Raw genomic sequence first — 19127 nt, 5'->3', positions numbered from 1 at the left:
TCAGAACGCAGAAGCGGTCTGATAACAGAATTTGCCTGGCGGCTGTAGCGCGGTGGTCCCACCTGACCCCATGCCGAACTCAGAAGTGAAACGCCGTAGCGCCGATGGTAGTGTGGGGTCTCCCCATGCGAGAGTAGGGAACTGCCAGGCATCAAATAAAAGCGAAAGGCCCGGTCGAAAGACCGGGCCTTTCGCTTTTATCTGTGGTCTGTCGGTGAGCGCTCTCCTGAGCAGGACAAATCCGCCGGGAGCGGATTTGAACGTTGCGCAGCAACGGCCCGGAGGGTGGCGGGCAGGACGCCCGCCATAAACTGCCAGGCATCAATTAAGTGAAGAAGCCCATCCTGACGGATGGGCTTCTTTGCGTCTGTGCGGGGTGCACATTGCCGGATTAAGCGCAGCGCATCAGGCAATTCTGACAGCCAACCTGGTTCTCTTCCTTCGAACATTTCTTAATCCTTTTCCTGCTAATTAAAATCGTGATCTATCTCTCATAATAAATTATAACAATTATATAACATTTAATTTACTAAAACAGACATGAAACGTCATTGATAGATTCATAAGATCCTGGCAGGGGTACAATTCTAATGGCTGATAGCAGTGTAACTGAGAACGGGGCGCTGGCAGATGGCGACACCCGTCGTCGTATATGGGCAATTGTTGGTGCATCGTCAGGGAATCTGGTTGAATGGTTTGATTTCTATATTTACTCTTTCTGCTCTCTCTACTTTGCTCATATCTTTTTTCCATCTGGAAACACCACCACGCAACTCTTACAAACTGCCGGCGTTTTTGCTGCAGGCTTTCTGATGCGGCCAATCGGGGGATGGCTTTTTGGTCGTATTGCGGATAAACACGGGCGTAAAAAGTCTATGCTGTTGTCTGTTTGTATGATGTGCATGGGATCGTTGGTGATCGCTTGTCTTCCGGGATATGAAACCATCGGCACCTGGGCTCCCGCGCTATTACTGCTGGCCAGATTATTCCAGGGGTTATCTGTTGGTGGGGAATACGGAACCAGCGCTACCTATATGAGTGAAGTAGCCGTTGAAGGTAAGAAAGGTTTTTATGCCTCATTCCAGTATGTGACGTTAATCGGCGGGCAGTTACTGGCATTGCTGGTTGTGGTCATATTACAGCAAACGTTAGAAGACTCGGCGCTAAGAGCGTGGGGCTGGCGTATTCCGTTTGCGCTGGGTGCTGTGTTAGCTATTGTGGCATTGTGGTTGCGTCGTCAACTGGATGAAACATCAAAACAGGATATCCGTGCGTTGAAAGAAGCGGGTTCTCTGAAAGGGCTGTGGCGTAACCGCAGAGCCTTTCTTATGGTACTGGGATTCACCGCTGCTGGCTCGCTGTGTTTTTATACGTTTACGACCTACATGCAGAAATATCTGGTTAATACGGCTGGTATGCATGCCAACGTGGCCAGCGGCATTATGACAGCTGCATTGTGCGTGTTTATGCTGGTGCAACCGCTGTTCGGTGCGTTGTCAGATAAAATAGGCCGACGGACTTCAATGCTGTGTTTTGGCGCGTTAGCCGCGATTTTTACTGTTCCCATTTTGACCGCGTTGCAAAGCGTGACGTCTCCTTACATGGCGTTTGCTCTGGTGATGTGTGCCTTGTTGATCGTGAGTTTCTATACGTCAATTAGCGGTATTCTGAAGGCCGAAATGTTCCCGGCGCAGGTGCGTGCTCTGGGGGTTGGGTTATCTTATGCGGTGGCTAATGCTTTGTTTGGTGGTTCAGCCGAGTATGTTGCGTTATCCCTGAAGTCTGTCGGCATGGAGACATCATTCTTCTGGTATGTCACCGTGATGGCGGTGGTCGCATTCCTGGTTTCGCTGATGTTACACAGTAAGGGAAAAGGTTTACGCCTCTAATGGTGTGCCAGTTGCCAAACGGTATAGCCGGTTGATGCGCCCGCCACATCCCAGGCAAAGTCTTTCCAGCTCCAGCCGCTCCCAGCGGGGCGGCTATCCCACAGCTCTTTTGATGCACCCAGGCTGACTGAGAACATCAAACCGATAGCTGCGCTACGATCGCGATTGTTTCCCTGATGCTGTGCATACTCGTTCCCCGCTGCGGCAAGCATGGCCGAGGCGATAAAGTGTTGAGCTTTGTCTTGCCCACTCCAGCTGTCGTTAGCCATGTGGCTACAACCGGAAAGAAGCAAAACACTGGCAAGAATACACAGACGCATCGTTGCCTCCATAGGAAAAACCCCGTCGCTGGACGGGGTCTTGATTACAGAATACGGCTGATTAATCTGTCGATTCGAATACGGCGTAATCGACGGATGAGCTTACGTACTTTGACTGGATAGTCGGCAATGCTCTGCAGGTCGCGATAGTGTTTCACGACGGTGGTGTGCGTGCGGATAAGCTCCAGCTCTTTATCACGCTGAGGAGTCAGTTCCTGCTGGGGATCATGGATAAGAATGGCGTTTTCCAAATCCAGCCGCCAGGCGCGGGGGTTAAGATTATTGCCGGTAAGCAGCATCCATTTATCATCAACCCACATGCCTTTCAGATGATAGGTGTTGTCATCATCTTTCCATAAGCGCACGACCAACTGGTCGGTATTCACGTAATACTGCAGTCTGCTCAGGAAACGGCGCAGATTTATTTCATACAGATAAGGCAGCGCACCGATGATCTTGAATGGCTCATCTTCCGGAATGAAGAAGTCGTTGGCGGTTTTATCACCGACAATGATTTCGACCTTTTTCCCTTCACGCAGTAGTTGAATGATATTGCGCACCAGGATGGCTGGTAGGTTGAAATAAGGCGTACAAATGGTGAGTTTGTGCTCCGCGCAGGGCATGAGGTGGAAAATAGTCTTATTTAACAGACTGGATTTTCCGAGCCCAACCAGCGGCGTGACCGAAAGCTGTTCGTTATCCGCATCACCCTGAAAATGGAAGGATGCATCGCGCAATTCCTGACGGTACAGGCGGATATCATTTTTAATTTCCGGGCTTTTAGGACGATGGATATCATCGAGACGATTAACGCCGCGCCCATTCATCAGATTCTGCGTAACCCAATCGTACATTATATCGGCCATCTTCGCGTTGCGAATCAGCTGATAGCGGTCATAGCGGTATTTATCATGTTGGTGTAAGTAAACATCGTTCAGACTGGCCCCGCTATACAGGACGCTATCATCAATGATAAAGCCTTTAAAATGCAGAACACCAAGCGCTTCACGGGTGTTAATTGGCACGCCGTAGACAGGGATATCGATACCAGGATTTTCTTGCGCCATGCGGCAATACCAGTCAGCGTTGGTATTGGATGCCGCAACACCAATGCGTCCACGCTGGGCTCGATGCCAGTCGACAAGCACCCGGATATCCAGTTCAGGACGCTGCCGCTTTGCCGCATAGAGCGCGTCGAGTATGCCTTTACCGCCGTCATCCTGTTCCAGGTACAGCGCAATAATGCAGATCCGTCGCGTCGCGCTGGCTATTTTCTCCAGCAGAGTCTCCCTGAAATTTGCGGGAGCATAAAAGAAATCTACATCATCAACTGACTGAGAAATCTTAGGTAGTTGGGCAAGGTGTTGTTGATGTTTATTACGCTTAAATTTTGACAACATCACAGTGCATTTCTTCTCTGTTCATTGAAGGGTCCTCTGTGCTTTGCAGACGACATAAGCGGGCAATGATACCACCAGTACCCATTAATGTGGTCAACATTTCCAGTACCTTACTCACGATTCCTCATATTGGGCCAGATTCAGCGTTAGCCCAACAATTCCCTCTTCGAGCTGGACATCGACATCAAACCCGAGTTTTCGGGCCAGGGCGACCATCCCCCGATTGTTTGGCATCGTAATACCATTTAAACGTCTAAGTCCGTGATCTCGGGTGTATGCAATCAACTTTTCCATCAACCGACGACCTAAGCCCAGCCCTTTGAGGTCAGAACGAACCAGCACGGCAAACTCGGCGTCAACGTTATCAGGATCCGAGATTGCCCTCGTTACGCCGAGGATCTCTTGCTGATTATCTTTACAGCGTACTGCCACAAAGGCCATTTCCCGATCGTAGTCGATCTGTGTCATATTGGCTAAATCTTCGTGGGTAAATTCGTTTATCTCACTGAAATAGCGATAATAAAGATCTTCTTTCGTTACCTGAGATATGAACTGCTGCAGATGAGGCTCGTCCTCCGGCAAAATGGGACGGAACAGGCAGCGATCGCCATTTTTCAACTCCACCCATTCTTCAAGCTGATGGGGATAAGGGCGTACCGCCAGCCTGCTTTCGTTATCGCCCGTGAAAGGGGCAATATCCAGTGTGACGTCCAGTGCAGTAAATTCCCCAGCAGAGGCCAGTAGAGGATGGATATCCAGGCGCTGAATTTCCGGACAATCGACGATCAGGTTGGAGACCTGGACCAACAGTTGGCTTAAACCTGCAATATCTAAGGGCCGTAGTGCGCTGCGAGCGCGGATCTTTTTGTTTTTGATCCCCTGGATCACCAGATAACGCGCCAGATTCATGTTCAATGGCGGCAAGGCCACCACGGCTTGCTCGTCTGGACGCCACTCAACCCCGCCTTCGCCCAGCATAATCAACGGGCCAAACACAGGGTCATGTTCAACGACGACGCGCAGTTCCTGAGCGCCAGCGCGATTTGCCATACTTTGTACTAATAAACCGTGAATGCGCGCCTGCGGCCAGGCCATTTTTACCCGATCAAAAATCGCATTGGCTGCCTGCTGCACCTCTGTTGCCGTACGCAGATAGAGCATTACCCCCTGAACTTCCGATTTATGCGGGATATCAGGAGAACGCAGCTTCAGTGCTACCGGGTAACCGATTTGTTCTGCGATATGTACGGCTTCCGCACTGTCGCTGGCGATCCATGTCGGCAGTGTGTGTAAGCCATAGGCGTGTAAAATCGGCTGCACTTCATGGGTATCCAGCGATGTCGCTCCCTCAGCAATCGCCTGCTGTAACAGACTATGCGCTTCGGCGGTGTTAGTGGTCAGGCTATCGGGTAGGGCTGGTGTTTCTCGCAGTTGCTTCTGGTTACGCCGGTACTCCACCATATGCATAAATGCAGTGATAGTGCCTTCCGGCGTACGATAGGTGGGTAATCCGGCTTCACTAAACAGCCTGCGGGCTTCCTGGGATGAAAACTCGCCGCACCAGTTGGTCAGCAACGAGACGAACTTGCCGCGCGGATGGCGCTTTACCGCTTCGATCAACGCTTGCGCGCTTTCGGTTCCGGGGGCGGCTGCGCTGGGTGAGTGAATCACCATCAGTGCGTCGAAATCCTGACTGGCGAGTAAAATATCCAGTGTCTTGACGTAATGTTCGCTGCTGGCATCATCACGCAGATCCAGTGGGTTGGCGATATCCACGTGAGCAGGTAGGGCATCGCGTAATTTCTGGCAGGTTTCTTCACTCAGCGCGGCCAGCTTACCGTTTCGCGACCACAGTTCATCTAATGCCAGCGCCGCGGGAGCGGCCCCATTGCTGATGATCATCAGCCTGTCGCCACGTAGCGGACGCATGTGGCTCAGGGTTTCGACTGCCGAGAAAAGCTCATGAGTGTCCTGAACGCGCAATAAACCAGCGCGTTGAATCGCCGCATCCCAGGCCGGGTCCATTCCGGCACTGGTATGCAGTAAACGCTGTGCTGCGGGACTACGACCGCTTTTAATCACCAGAATAGGTTTATTACGCGAGGCGCTACGCGCGGCGGAGACAAAACGCCTTGCATCGCTTAAATGTTCGAGGTAGAGCAATATCGCGCTGGTTTTGCTGTCGCGGGCCAGGTAATCCAGCAACTCATCAACGTCGATATCCAGGCTGTCACCCAGCGCGATAAAGTAAGAAAAGCCCATTTCTCTCTGCTGTGCCCAGTCGAGTATGGTATTGGACACGGCGGCGGATTGAGAGATGAAAGCCAGCTTGCCGCGCTTAATCGGGACGGGGGAAAAGCTGGCGTTAAGCCCCTGCCAGGGCGCGAGAAGTCCCAGACTGTTAGGCCCCAGCAGACGTATGTTGTAGCGTGATGCACAGGCCAGCAGCTCCGCGTGCTGCGCCGAGGGAGCTGAGAGAATAATGCAGGTTTTACAGCCTTTCTCGCCAAGTGCTTCGAGTAATGCCAGGTTACGGCTGGCATTGGTGCACAACACGGCGAGATCGGGGCTAAAAGGCAGGCTGTTGATATTGGGCCACGCCAGTACGCCCAACACCGCTTTCCATGCGGGCGTCACCGGTAAAACAGGTCCATTGAAACCGCCGGCAAGCAGGTTACGCATCATCAGGTAACCCGCGCGATTAGGCTTCATTGACGCCCCAATCACCGCAATGGATTTCGGTCGCAGTAGCGCTTCCAGACCACGTTGACTCATATCGGCTTCCTTAATGACACCAGTGACCGAATGATTTTAAACGCTTTCTGTTGAGTCTGCTGTGACGCTTCCCTGATGTTGAGTTTTTCCTGCCAGGTAGCGTGTTTTAAAGCGCGTGAAGTGCTCACCTAATCCTTCGGCTGCCTGCGTATCACCTGCCAGATCCAGTAAAGCAATTGCCACTTCGGCAGTGCAATATTGCCCCTCGGCATGGACTTCGCGCAGATGGTAAGCGGAGAGGCGTGATAAATCGACGGAGATCACCGGCAGGTTATCAAGGTACGGGCTTTTGCGGAACATTTTGCGTGCTTCTGGCCAGGTGCCATCAAGCATAATGAATAGCGGTGGTTTACCGGCTGGTGGTGTGAAAATGACCTCACGCCCCTCGTCGGCATAAGATGCCGGGAATACGACCATCGGCTGATAATCCGGATTTTTCACCAGTTCAAGCAGCGCCTGCGGTGGCTCGGTGCGTGACCACTGAAAAGCCGTTGTTTCGGGCAGGATATCGGCAATTAAACGCCCGGTATTGCTGGGCTTCATCGGTTCGGTATCAAACATCACCAGGCAAAAACGGCTTTTCGCCTGAGCTGGTGTCAGCGTTTCACACAGGCACAGTTTCAGCGGCAGCAGGCAGCGCTGACAGCGACGGATGCGATTACCTCGGGCAAGAAAAGGGCGCGTGGCGCGCGCAAGACGCTCGGCACGTAACTGGAGAACGGCGTTATTGGTCATCGGGAAGCACGTTGAAAAATGCTATTGTCTCAGAGGACAAAACGGGGCACAAGATGTGCCCCGCAGAGTTTATAATGATTCGTTAAGCCAGCTATCAAACGGAGCCTTAGGTACGGCACCATTAAGCATGTCGACGATTTCACCTTTTCTGAAGATCATGATGGTCGGGATGCTGCGGATACCGAAGCGGGCGCTGAGCTCACGTTCGGCTTCCGTATTCACTTTAACAAAACGTACTTTACCGCTACGTTCTTCCGCGACATCTTCAAAAATCGGAGCGAAGTTGCGGCATGGACCACACCAGGGGGCCCAAAAGTCAACGACCACCGGGAGATCGTCTTTTAACAGTTTATCCAGTGTTTCACCGGTCGCATTGATCACCTCCCCATCAAACAGGTCGTGACCACAGCGTCCGCATTTAGCCGCTTCCTGGACACGATCGTCGGGGATGCGGTTGATAGCCTGGCAGCTGGTACAAACGGTATTCATAACTAACCTCTGGATGAGTGGAGTGGACTTCACGGCAGTAACGCCAGTATGTTTCTATTATGTTACATATTATCGGGGAGTCTGTTCTAAACAACAATGCGTTTTATTCAATGAGTACAATAGTCCTTAGCTTTTAAATGAAATAATGGCTAACGACGTGCACATCGGGTAATCTGCGCGCTTCGCGCAGAGCAGGTGGAGAAAAACATGAGCGACGAACTGAAGAACAAAAACGGCAAGGTCAAAGTGATGTACGTCCGCAGTGACGATGACTCGGATAAACGCACCCAAAATCCACGTACTGGTAAAGGCGGCGGTCGCCCCGGTACTTCCCGAGCCGAAGGCGGTCGTCGCCCTGCCCGTGATGACAGAAAGGGTCCGAACAGCGAACGAGGCCGTGAACGTGGTCGTGACCGCGATGTTGAACGCGATCGTAAACGTGAAGATTCGCCATGGCGTACCGTGTCCCGCGCCCCGAGTGATGACGCAGCGGAAAAAGCCGATCACGGCGGTATCAGCGGCAAAAGCTTTATCGATCCGGAAGTATTACGTCGCCAGCGCGCGGAAGAAACTCGCGTTTACGGTGAGAATGCCTGTCAGGCTCTGTTCCAGAGTCGTCCGGACGCTATCGTCCGCGCCTGGTTTGTTCAGAGCGTCACCCCGCGCTTTAAAGAAGCATTACGCTGGATGGCGGCAAACCGCAAAGCCTACCACGTGGTTGACGAAGCCGAACTGGCGAAGGCCTCCGGCACTGAACACCACGGTGGTGTCTGTTTCCTGATTAAAAAACGTAACGGTACCACCGTTAAGCAGTGGGTTGGTCAGGCGGGCGCGCAGGATTGCGTACTGGCGCTGGAAGATATCGCCAACCCGCATAACCTGGGCGGTATGATGCGTAGCTGCGCACACTTCGGTGTGAAAGGCGTGGTGGTGCAGGATGCGGCGCTGCTGGAATCGGGTGCGGCTATCCGTACCGCTGAAGGGGGGGCTGAGCACGTTCAGCCGATTACCGGTGACAGTATTGTCGACGTGCTGGACGATTTCCGTAACGCGGGTTACACGATAGTGATGACCTCAAGCGTGAAAGGTAAACCGCTGTTTACGACCACGCTGCCGGAAAAAATGGTGCTGGTATTAGGGCGTGAGCGTGAAGCTCTGCCGGAAGCGGCATGCTCAGCCGACGATTTGTGCGTGGCGATTGACGGTACCGGCAACGTAGAAACGCTTAACGTTTCTGTTGCGACCGGCGTGCTACTCGCGGAGTGGTGGCGTCAGAACAAAGCCTGATAATAAAAATGCCAGCGAATCGCTGGCATTTTTTTACTCGCTTTCTGCGGGTAATACCGGCATCCAGTCAATCGGTTTTTCACCTCGTTGTTCCAGCCATTCATTAGCCAGTACAAAGTGATTGCAGCCAAAGAAACCGCGATGTGCAGAGAGCGGTGATGGGTGTGGCGCTTTCAACACATGGTGACGCTGCGCATCAATAATCGCGCCTTTCTTCTGAGCATGTGAACCCCAGAGCAGGAAAACCACACCTTCCCGATGTTGGTTAATCAGGCTGATGACTTTATCAGTAAACGTTTCCCATCCCAGACTGGCATGCGAATGCGCCTGACCCGCCCGAACGGTGAGAACGGTGTTGAGTAACAATACGCCCTGGCGTGCCCAGCTTTCCAGGTATCCATGTGTCGGACGGGTAAATCCCGGGATGGTGGCTTCCAGCTCTTTATACATGTTCAGTAGTGACGGCGGAGTGGCGATGCCAGGGCGTACAGAGAAGGCGAGACCGTGTGCCTGGCCTGGACCGTGGTAAGGATCCTGACCCAGGATGACAACTTTCACGTCACCAAGCTCGGTAAAACGAAACGCGTTAAACACATCTTTTTGCGGCGGATAAATTGTCATTCCTGACTGACGCTCGCCGGCAACAGTATGCAGTGTGTTAACAAAATAAGGCTGCTGTTTTTCTTCAGCCAGCACATCGTGCCAGGTTAATTCGGTGGCCATCTCGCTCTCCTGCGAATTTTCAATCCTCCTAGCTTAACTGCTTCTGTCGACGTCGCAAAATTCTGTACGTTTCTCAAAGCGCTACCTCTTAAAGATAGTTGAAAATTTATGTAAAAAGTTTAGCTGTGTACATGGCGTAAGTTGATGTAAAACAATAAAATCCACCTATCACCACTTTTCATGTGTGGTTTTTGTTGATTTAAATCAAAGATTCAAGGGTGTGTGAGGGGTATATATACACTCAAGCAACAATGGTTTTACCAATTGGCCGGATGAGGCCAACCGAAATCAAATAATTTTGCCGGGGAGGCATCAACATGATTACAGGTATCCAGATTACTAAAGCTGCAAACGACGACCTGCTGAACTCTTTCTGGCTGCTGGACAGCGAAAAAGGCGAAGCACGCTGCATCGTTGCGAAAGCAGGTTTCAATGCTGATGACGTCGTTGCCGTCAGCAAACTGGGCGAAATCGAATACCGTGAAGTACCGGTAGATGTACAGCCAGAAGTTCGTGTAGAAGGTGGTCAGCACCTGAACGTTAACGTTCTGCGTCGTGAAACACTGGAAGATGCAGTTAAGCACCCGGAAAAATATCCGCAGCTGACCATCCGTGTTTCTGGTTATGCAGTGCGTTTCAACTCTCTGACCCCAGAGCAGCAGCGCGACGTTATTGCTCGTACCTTTACTGAGAGCCTGTAAGGCTCGCCGGGAATAACCCCGCTCAGCAGAGAATCTACAAGCGGAAGACGCCAGTGCGTCTTCCGCTTTTTTGTATCCGTTAGTAAAAAATCCTCACCGCACAATACACCAACAGTAATGCCAGAATGATATTCAACTGCCGACCGTAACGGCGAAAGATGCGCTGAAAAAGATGGCCCGCCAGCGCCCAACAGGCATTCCCGAAGGTGCCGATGAGCGCCAGCAGAATACTCACTCCAATCAACCAGTGCGCGTCCTGTGTATATGGCAATACAAATGTGGATAACGCGGTAATGCCGTACAAAATGATTTTGACGTTCACAAACTGCAAACCAAAACTCGCCCAAAAGCTAATCGGTTCCGCCTGCAGCCTATCGTTTGAGGCTGGGCTGGTGGCGATTTTCAGCGCCAGCCATAAAATGTAGGCTGCCCCTGCCCAACTCAGCCAATGAATAATAGCCGGATCCAGGACGGCCAGCGAAAACGAGATCCCGGCGCACAGCAGCATGACGATTAAAAAGCCCAGACTCATTCCGGCCAGAACACGCGTGCTTTGACGTAGGCCATGTGATGTCGCCGCACTCAGCGCGAGGATATTATTCGGGCCGGGTGTTAGCGCAGTAATCAGTGTATAGGTCCAGAATGCACTTAAAAGCATGGGTGTCACTTGTTATCTCCTCTGTTTTAGCAGACAGTACCCGAGATATAAGATTTAAAAAAATGAATGTTTTTGCATTTTGAATTCGATAATTTCGATAGGTTGGTGAGGATGGATTTACGTCGGTTTATTACGTTAAAAACGGTAGTGGAAGAGGGCTCATTCCTTCGGGCTTCACAAAAGCTTTGCTGTACGCAATCAACCGTAACGTTTCATATTCAACAGCTTGAACAAGAACTCTCAGTACAGCTATTCGAAAAAATTGGCCGGCGGATGTGTCTCACCAGTGAGGGCAAACGGCTGATGCCGCATATACATGACCTGACGCGTGTGATGGCATCGATCCGTCAGACGGTGCAACAAGATGCACAGCCGAGCGGCGATCTCCGCGTCGCAACCGGAGAAACGTTACTGGCCTATAAAATGCCGCAGGTTTTACAGCGCTTTAAACAACGCGCTCCCAATGTTCGGTTGTCCCTACAGTCGCTCAATTGTTATGTCATTCGTGATGCCCTGCTGGACGATGAGGTTGATCTGGGGGTGTTTTATCGGGTTGGGAATGATGAGGCGCTTGAGATGCTGTCACTGGGTGAACAGTCACTGGCGCTGGTCGCCTCTCCGGCTCTTCAGGATGTTGATTTCACTCAGCATAATCAGCATATTCCCTGCAGTTTTATCATTAATGAACCGCAATGTATTTTTAGACAGCGTTTTGAAAGTCTGCTGCGTAAGCGGCAGATAACGCTGGAAAATACTATTGAGCTATGGAGTATCGAAAGCATCAAGCAGTGTGTCTCTGCGAATCTTGGTGTCAGTTTTTTACCGCGGTTTACCGTTGAGAAGGAATTACACTCAGGAGAATTAATCGAGTTGCCGTTCAGTGAAAAGCCTGAATTGATTACCGCATTGTGCGCACATCATGCCGGAAAAGTCGTTAGCCCGGCGATACGGGTTTTTATGGAATGTATTACAGAGAGCTTTGCTGCGCATGAAAAAATGCCGGGCTAAACGGCCCGGCATTCGGTTTACTCTTTGTCGGACTGCTGGGTAGCAGCTCCGCTCGGCTTACGACGTTTGCCGATATTTTTGGCGTCGCGGTGACGTTTTTTCACCCGCGGCTTCTCTTTCTCTTTCGCTTTTTTCTCGGCGCGCTTCGCCAGCACTTTCTTGGATGGCTTACCGTTGGATTTCTCACTTGGCGCGCGCGTGGTTGGACGCAGTTCGTCGATGACGCGTGCTTTCAGCGGCTCGTCAATATAGCGGCTCGCTTTGCCGAGCAGCAGGTGGTCATGCGCTTCAACCAAAGAGATTGCAGTACCTTTACGCCCGGCACGACCGGTACGACCAATGCGGTGCAGATAGGCATCGCCACTGCGCGGCATGTCGAAGTTAAACACGTGGCTGACGTCAGGAATATCGATCCCGCGAGCGGCAACGTCGGTGGCTACCAGCACGTTCACGCGACCATCGGTCAGGCGTTTGATCGCTTCGTTACGTTTGTTCTGCACCATCTCGCCTTCGAGATAGCAGTTATTAATGCCTGCCTGGCGCAGCCAGCCAGCCAGCTCGTGCACACGTTCGCGTTTGCGTACAAAGACAATTGAGCGGGTCGCTTCCGGCTGTTTTAACAGATGGATCAGCAGGGCAGTTTTGTGCTCGATATCATCGGCACGGTAGTAAAACTGATGGATCTTCTTGCGTTCGCGGGTGGACGGATCTGCCGAGACTTCGACAGGATCTTCCAGCAGACGCTCGGCAAAATCTTTGATCGCATCGCCTTCCAGGGTGGCGGAGAACAGCATCGTTTGCTTACGCCAGCGGGTTTCACCGGCGATATGTTCGATGTCCTGGGCAAAGCCCATGTCCAGCATACGGTCTGCTTCATCGAGGATCAGCGTTTCAACTGCATGGCAGTCGAAGTTCTCTTCTTTAATGTATTGCAGCAGACGACCAGTGGTGGCGACCACGATGTCCTGGTTTTCGCTAAAGACTTCCATGTGGTTCATGTAAGCCACGCCGCCGGTAATGGTGGCAATATCCAGATGCGTATTTTTGGCCAATTCACGGGCGTGTTCGGCAACCTGCATCGCCAGTTCGCGCGTCGGTGTCAGGATTAAAATGCGCGGTGGACCTGATTTCTTGCGCGGGAAGTCGAGCAAGTGCTGCAACGCTGGCAGCAAATATGCCGCCGTTTTACCGGTGCCTGTCGGCGCAGAACCGAGTACATCACGGCCATCGAGCGCAGGCGGAATGGCGGCAGCCTGAATGGCGGTCGGGCGAGTGAAACCTTTTTCCTGGAGGGCTTCCAGCAGGCTTTCATCGAGTTCAAGTTCGGAAAAAGTCGTTACAGTCATGTTCTACCTCTGAGTGGGGCGCTGATTATAGACGTTACGGCTGCAATCTTCATCTGTTTGTATGGATATACCTTCTCAGGTATTGTTTTTATCCTATGTTATCGTTTTTTTTCCAGGAAGGTTGTTCTTCATGCCCCAGTCTACATCCGTACTTAGACGTAATGGATTTACTTTTAAGCAGTTTTTTGTGGCACACGATCGTTGTGCAATGAAAGTCGGAACGGACGGCATTTTATTGGGGGCCTGGGCCCCCGTTGCGGGCGTAAAGCGGATCCTGGATATTGGTACCGGGAGCGGCCTGCTGGCGCTGATGCTGGCCCAGCGCACTGATGAAAACGTCATCATTGACGCCGTGGAGCTTGATGTCGACGCCGCGCAGCAGGCGCAGGAGAACATCGCGCAATCTCCGTGGATGCATCGTGTGAACGTGCATACGGAAGATGCCCAGCAGTGGATACCGCGCCAGACCGTGCGTTTTGATTTGATAATCAGCAATCCTCCCTATTATGAACAGGGCGTGGAATGTGCTACGCCGCAGCGCGAGCAGGCACGCTACACCACCACGCTCGATCATCAGGCATTGCTTACGCTGGCGGCGGACAGCATTACGGAAGAAGGCTTTTTTTGTGTAGTGCTACCGGAGCAGATTGGTAACGCATTTACTCAGCAGGCGCTTAGCATGGGCTGGCATCTGCGATTGCGCACAGATGTAGCAGAAACCGAGGCCCGTCTACCGCATCGGGTATTGCTGGCATTCTCCCCGCAGGCCGGGGAGTGCTTTAGCGACAGGTTGGTTATCCGTGGGCCAGACCAGCGTTACTCTGAAGGTTATACGGCGCTGACCCAGGCATTCTATCTGTTTATGTGATGACTGAGCGGCGAGAGAATTGACGGGCCCGCCTCTGGAAGCTGTTCTGGATAATCCAGCGTGTAGTGCAGGCCCCGACTCTCTTTGCGCATCATCGCGCAGCGGACAATCAGCTCGGCAACCTGCACCAGATTGCGCAGCTCCAGTAGGTTGTTCGACACACGGAAATGGGCGTAATACTCGTCGATTTCCTGTTGCAGCATGGTGATACGGCGCAGGGCGCGCTCCAGACGTTTAGTGGTGCGCACGATGCCGACGTAATCCCACATAAACAGCCGCAGCTCATGCCAGTTATGCTGAATGACAACCAACTCATCCGGGTTTTCTACCCGGCTTTCATCCCAACCCGGGAGCGAGTTAACGCCGCGGGCATAAGGCATTCTGCGGTCAATATCTTCCGCCGCAGACCAGCCATACACCAGACACTCCAGCAGCGAGTTCGACGCCATGCGATTGGCGCCATGCAGGCCGGTATAGCTCACTTCGCCGATTGCGTATAAACCGTCGACATCAGTGCGGCCAAAGTCATCAACCATCACACCGCCGCAGGTATAGTGCGCGGCAGGAACGATAGGGACCGGCTCTTTGGTCAGATCGATGCCCAGTCCCAGCAATTTTTCGTAAATCATCGGGAAATGCTGGCGAACAAACTCTTCGGGCTTATGGCTGATGTCGAGGAACATACAGTCAGCGCCGAGGCGCTTCATTTCGTGGTCGATGGCACGGGCGACAATATCACGTGGGGCCAGCTCGCCGCGCTTGTCAAAGTCGGGCATAAAGCGTGAGCCATCCGGGCGTTTCAGGTGTGCGCCTTCGCCGCGAAGCGCTTCAGTCAGCAGAAAATTGCGCGCCTGTGGATGATACAGCGCGGTTGGGTGAAATTGGTTAAATTCCAGATTGGCGACGCGGCATCCTGCGCGCCAGGCCATCGCAATACCGTCGCCCGAAGAAATATCCGGATTGGTGGTGTATTGATACACTTTAGAAGCGCCGCCAGTGGCCAACACTACCGACTTCGCATGGCAGGTCTCAACGGCTTCTTTATTACGATTCCAGATCCAGGCTCCGACAACCCGACGCGTCCCCGGTAGACCAACTTTATCTGAGATGATCAGGTCCACGGCGTTACTGCGCTCCAGTACCCGAATATTCGGATGACTTTGCGCCTGGCTGACCAATGTGGTTTCGACCTCTTTACCAGTGGCATCTGCCGCATGCAGGATTCGTCGATGGCTATGGCCGCCTTCTCGGGTCAGATGATAGCTCTCTTCGCCATTGGGTTGAACCTGAGTATCAAATAAGACGCCTTGATCAATTAGCCACTGGACACACGAGCGGGCGTTACTGGCTACAAACTCAACGGCATGACGATCGCAAAGACCGGCCCCTGCAATCAGCGTGTCTTCAACGTGGGAGTCAATGCTGTCGGTTTCATCGAAAACAGCGGCGATGCCACCCTGAGCATAAAATGTCGAGCCTTCACTAACTGGCCCTTTGCTCAGGACAATGACCTGATGTTTTTCAGCCAGGCGTAGCGCCAGTGAGAGTCCGGCAGCCCCGCTGCCAATGATCAGCACGTCACAGGATAATTCGGGAGTCGTATTCATGATTTTTGTTTAATTTACTAAACATTGTTCGTTCACCATAGCATCATACTGCGCGATGCTGCACGTTTTATTTTCAACTGTGTTGCAATGGCTAAACACAGGGGGAGGGTATGTGGATGAGTGAAAGAGCAAAAATATTTTGTGAAGCAGGCCGTTAGCATCAGATTATGAGGTGAAATAAAGTGGCTGTTGGGTTACTCTGCTGGCGGTGAAATGGGCATTTCTATACAGATAGTGCGTTGATCGGGTTATGTAGACTTATAATGAGAGATAAGACCTGTCTACAACATGACAAACAAAAACAAATGCGTAACGGAACTTTACGAAACTTGAGCACTCTAAGCTTTTGCTTGCTCATAGTGAAGCTTATGGAGTGGCGTTTCGAAAGCGCGTGGAAATTTGGTTTGGGGAGACTTTACCTCGGATGAGCGAGCAGTTAACGGACCAGGTCCTGGTTGAACGGGTCCAGAAGGGAGATCAGAAAGCCTTTAACTTACTGGTGGTTCGCTACCAGCATAAAGTGGCGAGTCTGGTTTCCCGCTATGTACCGTCGGGCGATGTTCCCGATGTTGTACAAGAAGCATTTATCAAGGCCTATCGTGCGCTGGACTCGTTCCGGGGAGATAGTGCTTTTTATACCTGGCTGTATCGTATTGCAGTCAATACAGCGAAGAATTACCTGGTCGCTCAGGGGCGTCGTCCTCCTTCCAGTGATATAGATGCGATAGAAGCAGAAAATTACGAAAGTGGCGGTGCGCTGAAAGAAATTTCGAACCCTGAGAACTTAATGTTGTCAGAAGAACTGAGACAGATAGTTTTCCGAACTATTGAGTCCCTCCCGGAAGATTTACGCATGGCAATAACCTTGCGGGAGCTGGATGGCCTGAGCTATGAAGAGATAGCCGCTATCATGGATTGTCCGGTGGGTACGGTGCGTTCACGTATCTTCCGAGCGAGGGAAGCTATTGATAATAAAGTTCAACCGCTTATCAGGCGTTGACGATAGCGGGATACTGGAAAAGGTATTAGGCATGCAGAAAGAAAAACTTTCCGCTTTAATGGATGGCGAAACGCTGGACACTGAGTTGCTCAAAGAGCTGGCTCACGACCCGGAAATGCAAAAAACCTGGGAGAGTTATCACCTGATTCGCGATTCTATGCGAGGTGATACCGCCGACGTTCTCCATTTCGATATTTCCGACCGCGTAATGGCTGCTATCGCAGATGAGCCAGTACGTCAGGCGGTGCCATTGATCCCTGAGGCCCAGCCAGCACCGCATCAGTGGCAGAAAATGCCATTCTGGAAGAAAATGCGTCCGTGGGCCGCGCAGCTTACCCAAATGGGTGTGGCCGCGTGTGTATCACTTGCAGTTATTGTTGGCGTCCAGCACTATAATGGACAATCTGAAACGTCCCAGCAGCCCGAAACGCCGGTATTTAATACATTACCGATGATGGGTAAAGCCAGTCCGGTGAGCCTGGGTGTACCTTCTGACGCGACTGCCAGCGGCGGTCAGCAACAGCAGGTACAGGAGCAGCGTCGTCGTATTAATGCCATGTTGCAGGATTACGAACTGCAACGTCGACTGCACTCCGAACAGCTTCAGTTTGAGCAGGCGCAAACACAGCAAGCCGCTGTCCAGGTGCCAGGAATTCAAACTTTAGGAACGCAATCGCAGTAATGAAGCAACTTTGGTTTGCCATGTCACTTGTGGCTGGTAGCCTGTTCTTCTCTGTAAACGCCTCGGCCAATCCTGCGTCCGGGGCGTTGTTGCAGCAGATGAATCTGGCCAGCCAGTCGCTCACCTATGAGCTGTCATTTGTCAGCATCAATAAGCAGGGCGTTGAATCCCTACGTTATCGCCATGCCCGCCAGGACAACCGCCCTCTTGCACAGTTGTTGCAAATGGATGGACCGCGTCGGGAAGTGGTGCAACGTGGCAACGAAATCAGTTACTTTGAGCCAGGACTCGAACCGTTCACGCTGAATGGCGACTATATTGTTGATTCTCTGCCATCCCTGATTTACACCGATTTTAAACGTCTTGCACCCTACTATGATTTTATCGCGGTAGGACGCACGCGTATTGCCGACCGACTCTGTGAAGTTATCCGCGTGGTAGCGCGTGACGGTACGCGTTACAGCTACATCGTCTGGATGGACACCGAAACCAAGCTGCCAATGCGTGTCGATCTCCTCGATCGGGATGGCGAAACGCTTGAACAATTCCGCGTTATCGCCTTTACCGTCAATAACGGGGTTAGCGACAGCATGCAGACGCTGGCGAAAGCAAACCTTCCGCCGTTACTGTCAGTTCCTGCGGGGGAGAAAACGAACTTCAACTGGAGTCCATCGTGGTTACCGCAAGGCTTCAGCGAGGTTTCCAGCAGTCGACGCCCGCTGCCGACAATGGATAACATGCCGATTGAATCGCGCCTGTATTCTGATGGCCTGTTCAGTTTTTCTGTGAACGTGAACCGCGCGTCGCAAAACAGCGCCGATCAACTGCTGCGTACCGGACGTCGAACGGTCAGTACTACCGTGCGGGATAATGCCGAAATCACCATTGTGGGCGAGCTCCCGCCGCAAACGGCAAAGCGTATCGCGGATAATATTAAGTTCAGGGCCGCGCAATGATTAAAGAATGGGCAACAGTCGTCTCCTGGCAAAATGGCCTGGCGACGGTCAGCTGCGATGTTAAAGCATCGTGTAGCAGCTGCGCGTCGCGGGCTGGATGCGGCAGTCGTGTGCTGAACAAACTGGGGCCGCAAACAACGCATACTATCGTGGTACCCAGCGATGAACCGCTGACGCCTGGGCAGAAAGTTGAACTGGGTATTGCCGAAGGGAGCCTGTTAGGCTCGGCGATGCTGGTTTATATGTCTCCGCTGGCGGGACTCTTTATTTTTGCTGCGCTGTTTCAGGTGCTGTTTGGCAGCGATATCGCCGCACTCAGCGGGGCGATACTGGGCGGTGTGGGGGGATTCCTGATTGCGCGAGGATATTCCCGTAAGCTTGCTGAGCGCGAAGCCTGGCAACCGGTTATTCTCAACGTAGCTCTCCCGCCCGATCTGATTCGTGTTGAAACCCCGCAGTGATATCTTTGCCTGATGGCGCTGCGCTTATCAGGCCTACAGCGTCCTCAGATGCAAAGGTAGGCCGGATAAGGCGTTTATGCCGCCATCCGGCAAAAGTTTCACTGACTTTGCAAAGTTGTTTCCAGTTCCCGCTATCCTTGCTCTATGAACATTTCCTCGCCTCAGCGATGTAGTGTAGAATGCGACGTTTCACTAAAACAGACGTTAAGCTCAGAACAGCGA

General features: G+C 52.2%; 19 protein-coding genes and 1 rRNA gene. 11 read left to right on the top strand and 9 right to left on the bottom strand.

The window, feature by feature from the left end; genetic code table 11:
* The first annotated feature begins 34 nt into the window (after positions 1–34).
* Positions 35–150, top strand: a 5S ribosomal RNA gene (gene rrf / locus AL515_RS18310).
* Positions 151–590: 440 nt separating this feature from the next.
* On the top strand, positions 591–1889 hold the full coding sequence (locus AL515_RS18300) for an MFS transporter (RefSeq protein WP_061068371.1): 1299 nt from the start codon (positions 591–593) through the stop codon (positions 1887–1889).
* On the opposite strand, the gene AL515_RS18295 is transcribed toward AL515_RS18300, so the two are convergent.
* From AL515_RS18295 to trxC, 5 genes are all read right to left on the bottom strand, one after another.
* On the bottom strand, positions 1886–2209 hold the full coding sequence (locus tag AL515_RS18295; RefSeq protein WP_048210876.1) for a YfiM family lipoprotein: 324 nt from the start codon (positions 2207–2209) through the stop codon (positions 1886–1888). The genes AL515_RS18300 and AL515_RS18295 overlap by 4 nt on opposite strands.
* 44 nt (positions 2210–2253) lie before the next feature.
* Positions 2254–3609 carry a CDP-diacylglycerol--serine O-phosphatidyltransferase gene (pssA, locus tag AL515_RS18290; RefSeq protein ID WP_048210877.1) on the bottom strand — a complete coding sequence of 452 codons (1356 nt, stop codon included), beginning with the start codon at positions 3607–3609 and terminating at the stop codon, positions 2254–2256.
* Between the two features lie 114 nt (positions 3610–3723).
* On the bottom strand, positions 3724–6384 hold the full coding sequence (locus AL515_RS18285) for a bifunctional acetate--CoA ligase family protein/GNAT family N-acetyltransferase (RefSeq protein ID WP_061068370.1): 2661 nt from the start codon (positions 6382–6384) through the stop codon (positions 3724–3726).
* Positions 6385–6420: 36 nt separating this feature from the next.
* Complete coding sequence (gene tapT / locus AL515_RS18280; protein WP_061068369.1) at positions 6421–7119, bottom strand: tRNA-uridine aminocarboxypropyltransferase; 699 nt, start codon at positions 7117–7119, stop codon at positions 6421–6423.
* 69 nt (positions 7120–7188) lie between these two features.
* Entirely contained in the window at positions 7189–7608 is a 420-nt protein-coding gene (gene trxC, locus AL515_RS18275; RefSeq protein ID WP_003037559.1) for a thioredoxin TrxC, read from the bottom strand.
* A 207-nt stretch (positions 7609–7815) separates the two neighbouring features.
* Here trxC and AL515_RS18265 point away from each other — a divergent pair, with 207 nt between their 5' ends.
* The gene (locus AL515_RS18265) at positions 7816–8895 is read left to right on the top strand and encodes a tRNA/rRNA methyltransferase (RefSeq protein ID WP_048210880.1); all 1080 of its coding nucleotides are present in this window, start codon (positions 7816–7818) and stop codon (positions 8893–8895) included.
* Between the two features lie 33 nt (positions 8896–8928).
* On the opposite strand, the gene ung is transcribed toward AL515_RS18265, so the two are convergent.
* Positions 8929–9618 carry a uracil-DNA glycosylase gene (ung, locus tag AL515_RS18260; RefSeq protein ID WP_003037561.1) on the bottom strand — a complete coding sequence of 230 codons (690 nt, stop codon included), beginning with the start codon at positions 9616–9618 and terminating at the stop codon, positions 8929–8931.
* Positions 9619–9935: 317 nt separating this feature from the next.
* Here ung and grcA point away from each other — a divergent pair, with 317 nt between their 5' ends.
* Positions 9936–10319, top strand: coding sequence for an autonomous glycyl radical cofactor GrcA (grcA, locus tag AL515_RS18255; protein WP_005121223.1), 384 nt, complete (start codon positions 9936–9938; stop codon positions 10317–10319).
* Positions 10320–10398: 79 nt separating this feature from the next.
* On the opposite strand, the gene eamB is transcribed toward grcA, so the two are convergent.
* Positions 10399–10986, bottom strand: coding sequence for a cysteine/O-acetylserine transporter (gene eamB, locus AL515_RS18250; protein ID WP_048210881.1), 588 nt, complete (start codon positions 10984–10986; stop codon positions 10399–10401).
* A 102-nt stretch (positions 10987–11088) separates the two neighbouring features.
* Between eamB and AL515_RS18245 the strand changes: the two genes are divergently transcribed.
* Complete coding sequence (locus AL515_RS18245) at positions 11089–11985, top strand: LysR family transcriptional regulator (protein WP_105242187.1); 897 nt, start codon at positions 11089–11091, stop codon at positions 11983–11985.
* 17 nt (positions 11986–12002) lie between these two features.
* On the opposite strand, the gene srmB is transcribed toward AL515_RS18245, so the two are convergent.
* Entirely contained in the window at positions 12003–13331 is a 1329-nt protein-coding gene (gene srmB / locus AL515_RS18240; protein ID WP_061068367.1) for an ATP-dependent RNA helicase SrmB, read from the bottom strand.
* A gap of 130 nt (positions 13332–13461) precedes the next feature.
* Between srmB and trmN the strand changes: the two genes are divergently transcribed.
* The gene (gene trmN, locus AL515_RS18235; protein ID WP_061068366.1) at positions 13462–14199 is read left to right on the top strand and encodes a tRNA(1)(Val) (adenine(37)-N(6))-methyltransferase TrmN; all 738 of its coding nucleotides are present in this window, start codon (positions 13462–13464) and stop codon (positions 14197–14199) included.
* On the opposite strand, the gene nadB is transcribed toward trmN, so the two are convergent.
* On the bottom strand, positions 14184–15806 hold the full coding sequence (nadB, locus tag AL515_RS18230; protein WP_061068365.1) for an L-aspartate oxidase: 1623 nt from the start codon (positions 15804–15806) through the stop codon (positions 14184–14186). The two genes, trmN and nadB, sit on opposite strands and share 16 nt — an antisense overlap.
* Before the next feature lie 263 nt (positions 15807–16069).
* On the opposite strand from nadB, the gene rseD reads away from it, so the two are divergent.
* Genes rseD through rseC form a run of 5 tightly spaced genes read left to right on the top strand, consistent with a single transcriptional unit; the run spans position 16070 to position 18905 of the window.
* Complete coding sequence (gene rseD, locus AL515_RS23520) at positions 16070–16234, top strand: rpoE leader peptide RseD (protein WP_124022090.1); 165 nt, start codon at positions 16070–16072, stop codon at positions 16232–16234.
* Entirely contained in the window at positions 16231–16806 is a 576-nt protein-coding gene (gene rpoE / locus AL515_RS18225) for an RNA polymerase sigma factor RpoE (protein WP_003037573.1), read from the top strand. The genes rseD and rpoE overlap by 4 nt, the downstream gene beginning before the upstream one ends.
* Before the next feature lie 31 nt (positions 16807–16837).
* On the top strand, positions 16838–17488 hold the full coding sequence (gene rseA, locus AL515_RS18220) for an anti-sigma-E factor RseA (RefSeq protein ID WP_005130332.1): 651 nt from the start codon (positions 16838–16840) through the stop codon (positions 17486–17488).
* Positions 17488–18444: a sigma-E factor regulatory protein RseB gene (rseB, locus tag AL515_RS18215; RefSeq protein ID WP_048210886.1), complete on the top strand. Its 957-nt coding sequence runs from the start codon at positions 17488–17490 to the stop codon at positions 18442–18444. The genes rseA and rseB overlap by 1 nt, the downstream gene beginning before the upstream one ends.
* Positions 18441–18905, top strand: a complete 465-nt coding sequence (gene rseC / locus AL515_RS18210) for a SoxR-reducing system protein RseC (protein ID WP_048210887.1) — start codon at positions 18441–18443, stop codon at positions 18903–18905. The genes rseB and rseC overlap by 4 nt, the downstream gene beginning before the upstream one ends.
* Positions 18906–19127 lie beyond the last annotated feature (222 nt).

Origin of the sequence: Citrobacter sp. FDAARGOS_156 (assembly GCF_001559235.2) — a bacterium.
Taxonomy (GTDB): Bacteria; Pseudomonadota; Gammaproteobacteria; order Enterobacterales; family Enterobacteriaceae; genus Citrobacter; species Citrobacter youngae.
Note: the sequence above shows the minus strand (reverse complement) of the source record. Positions and strands in the feature narration are given on the sequence as shown.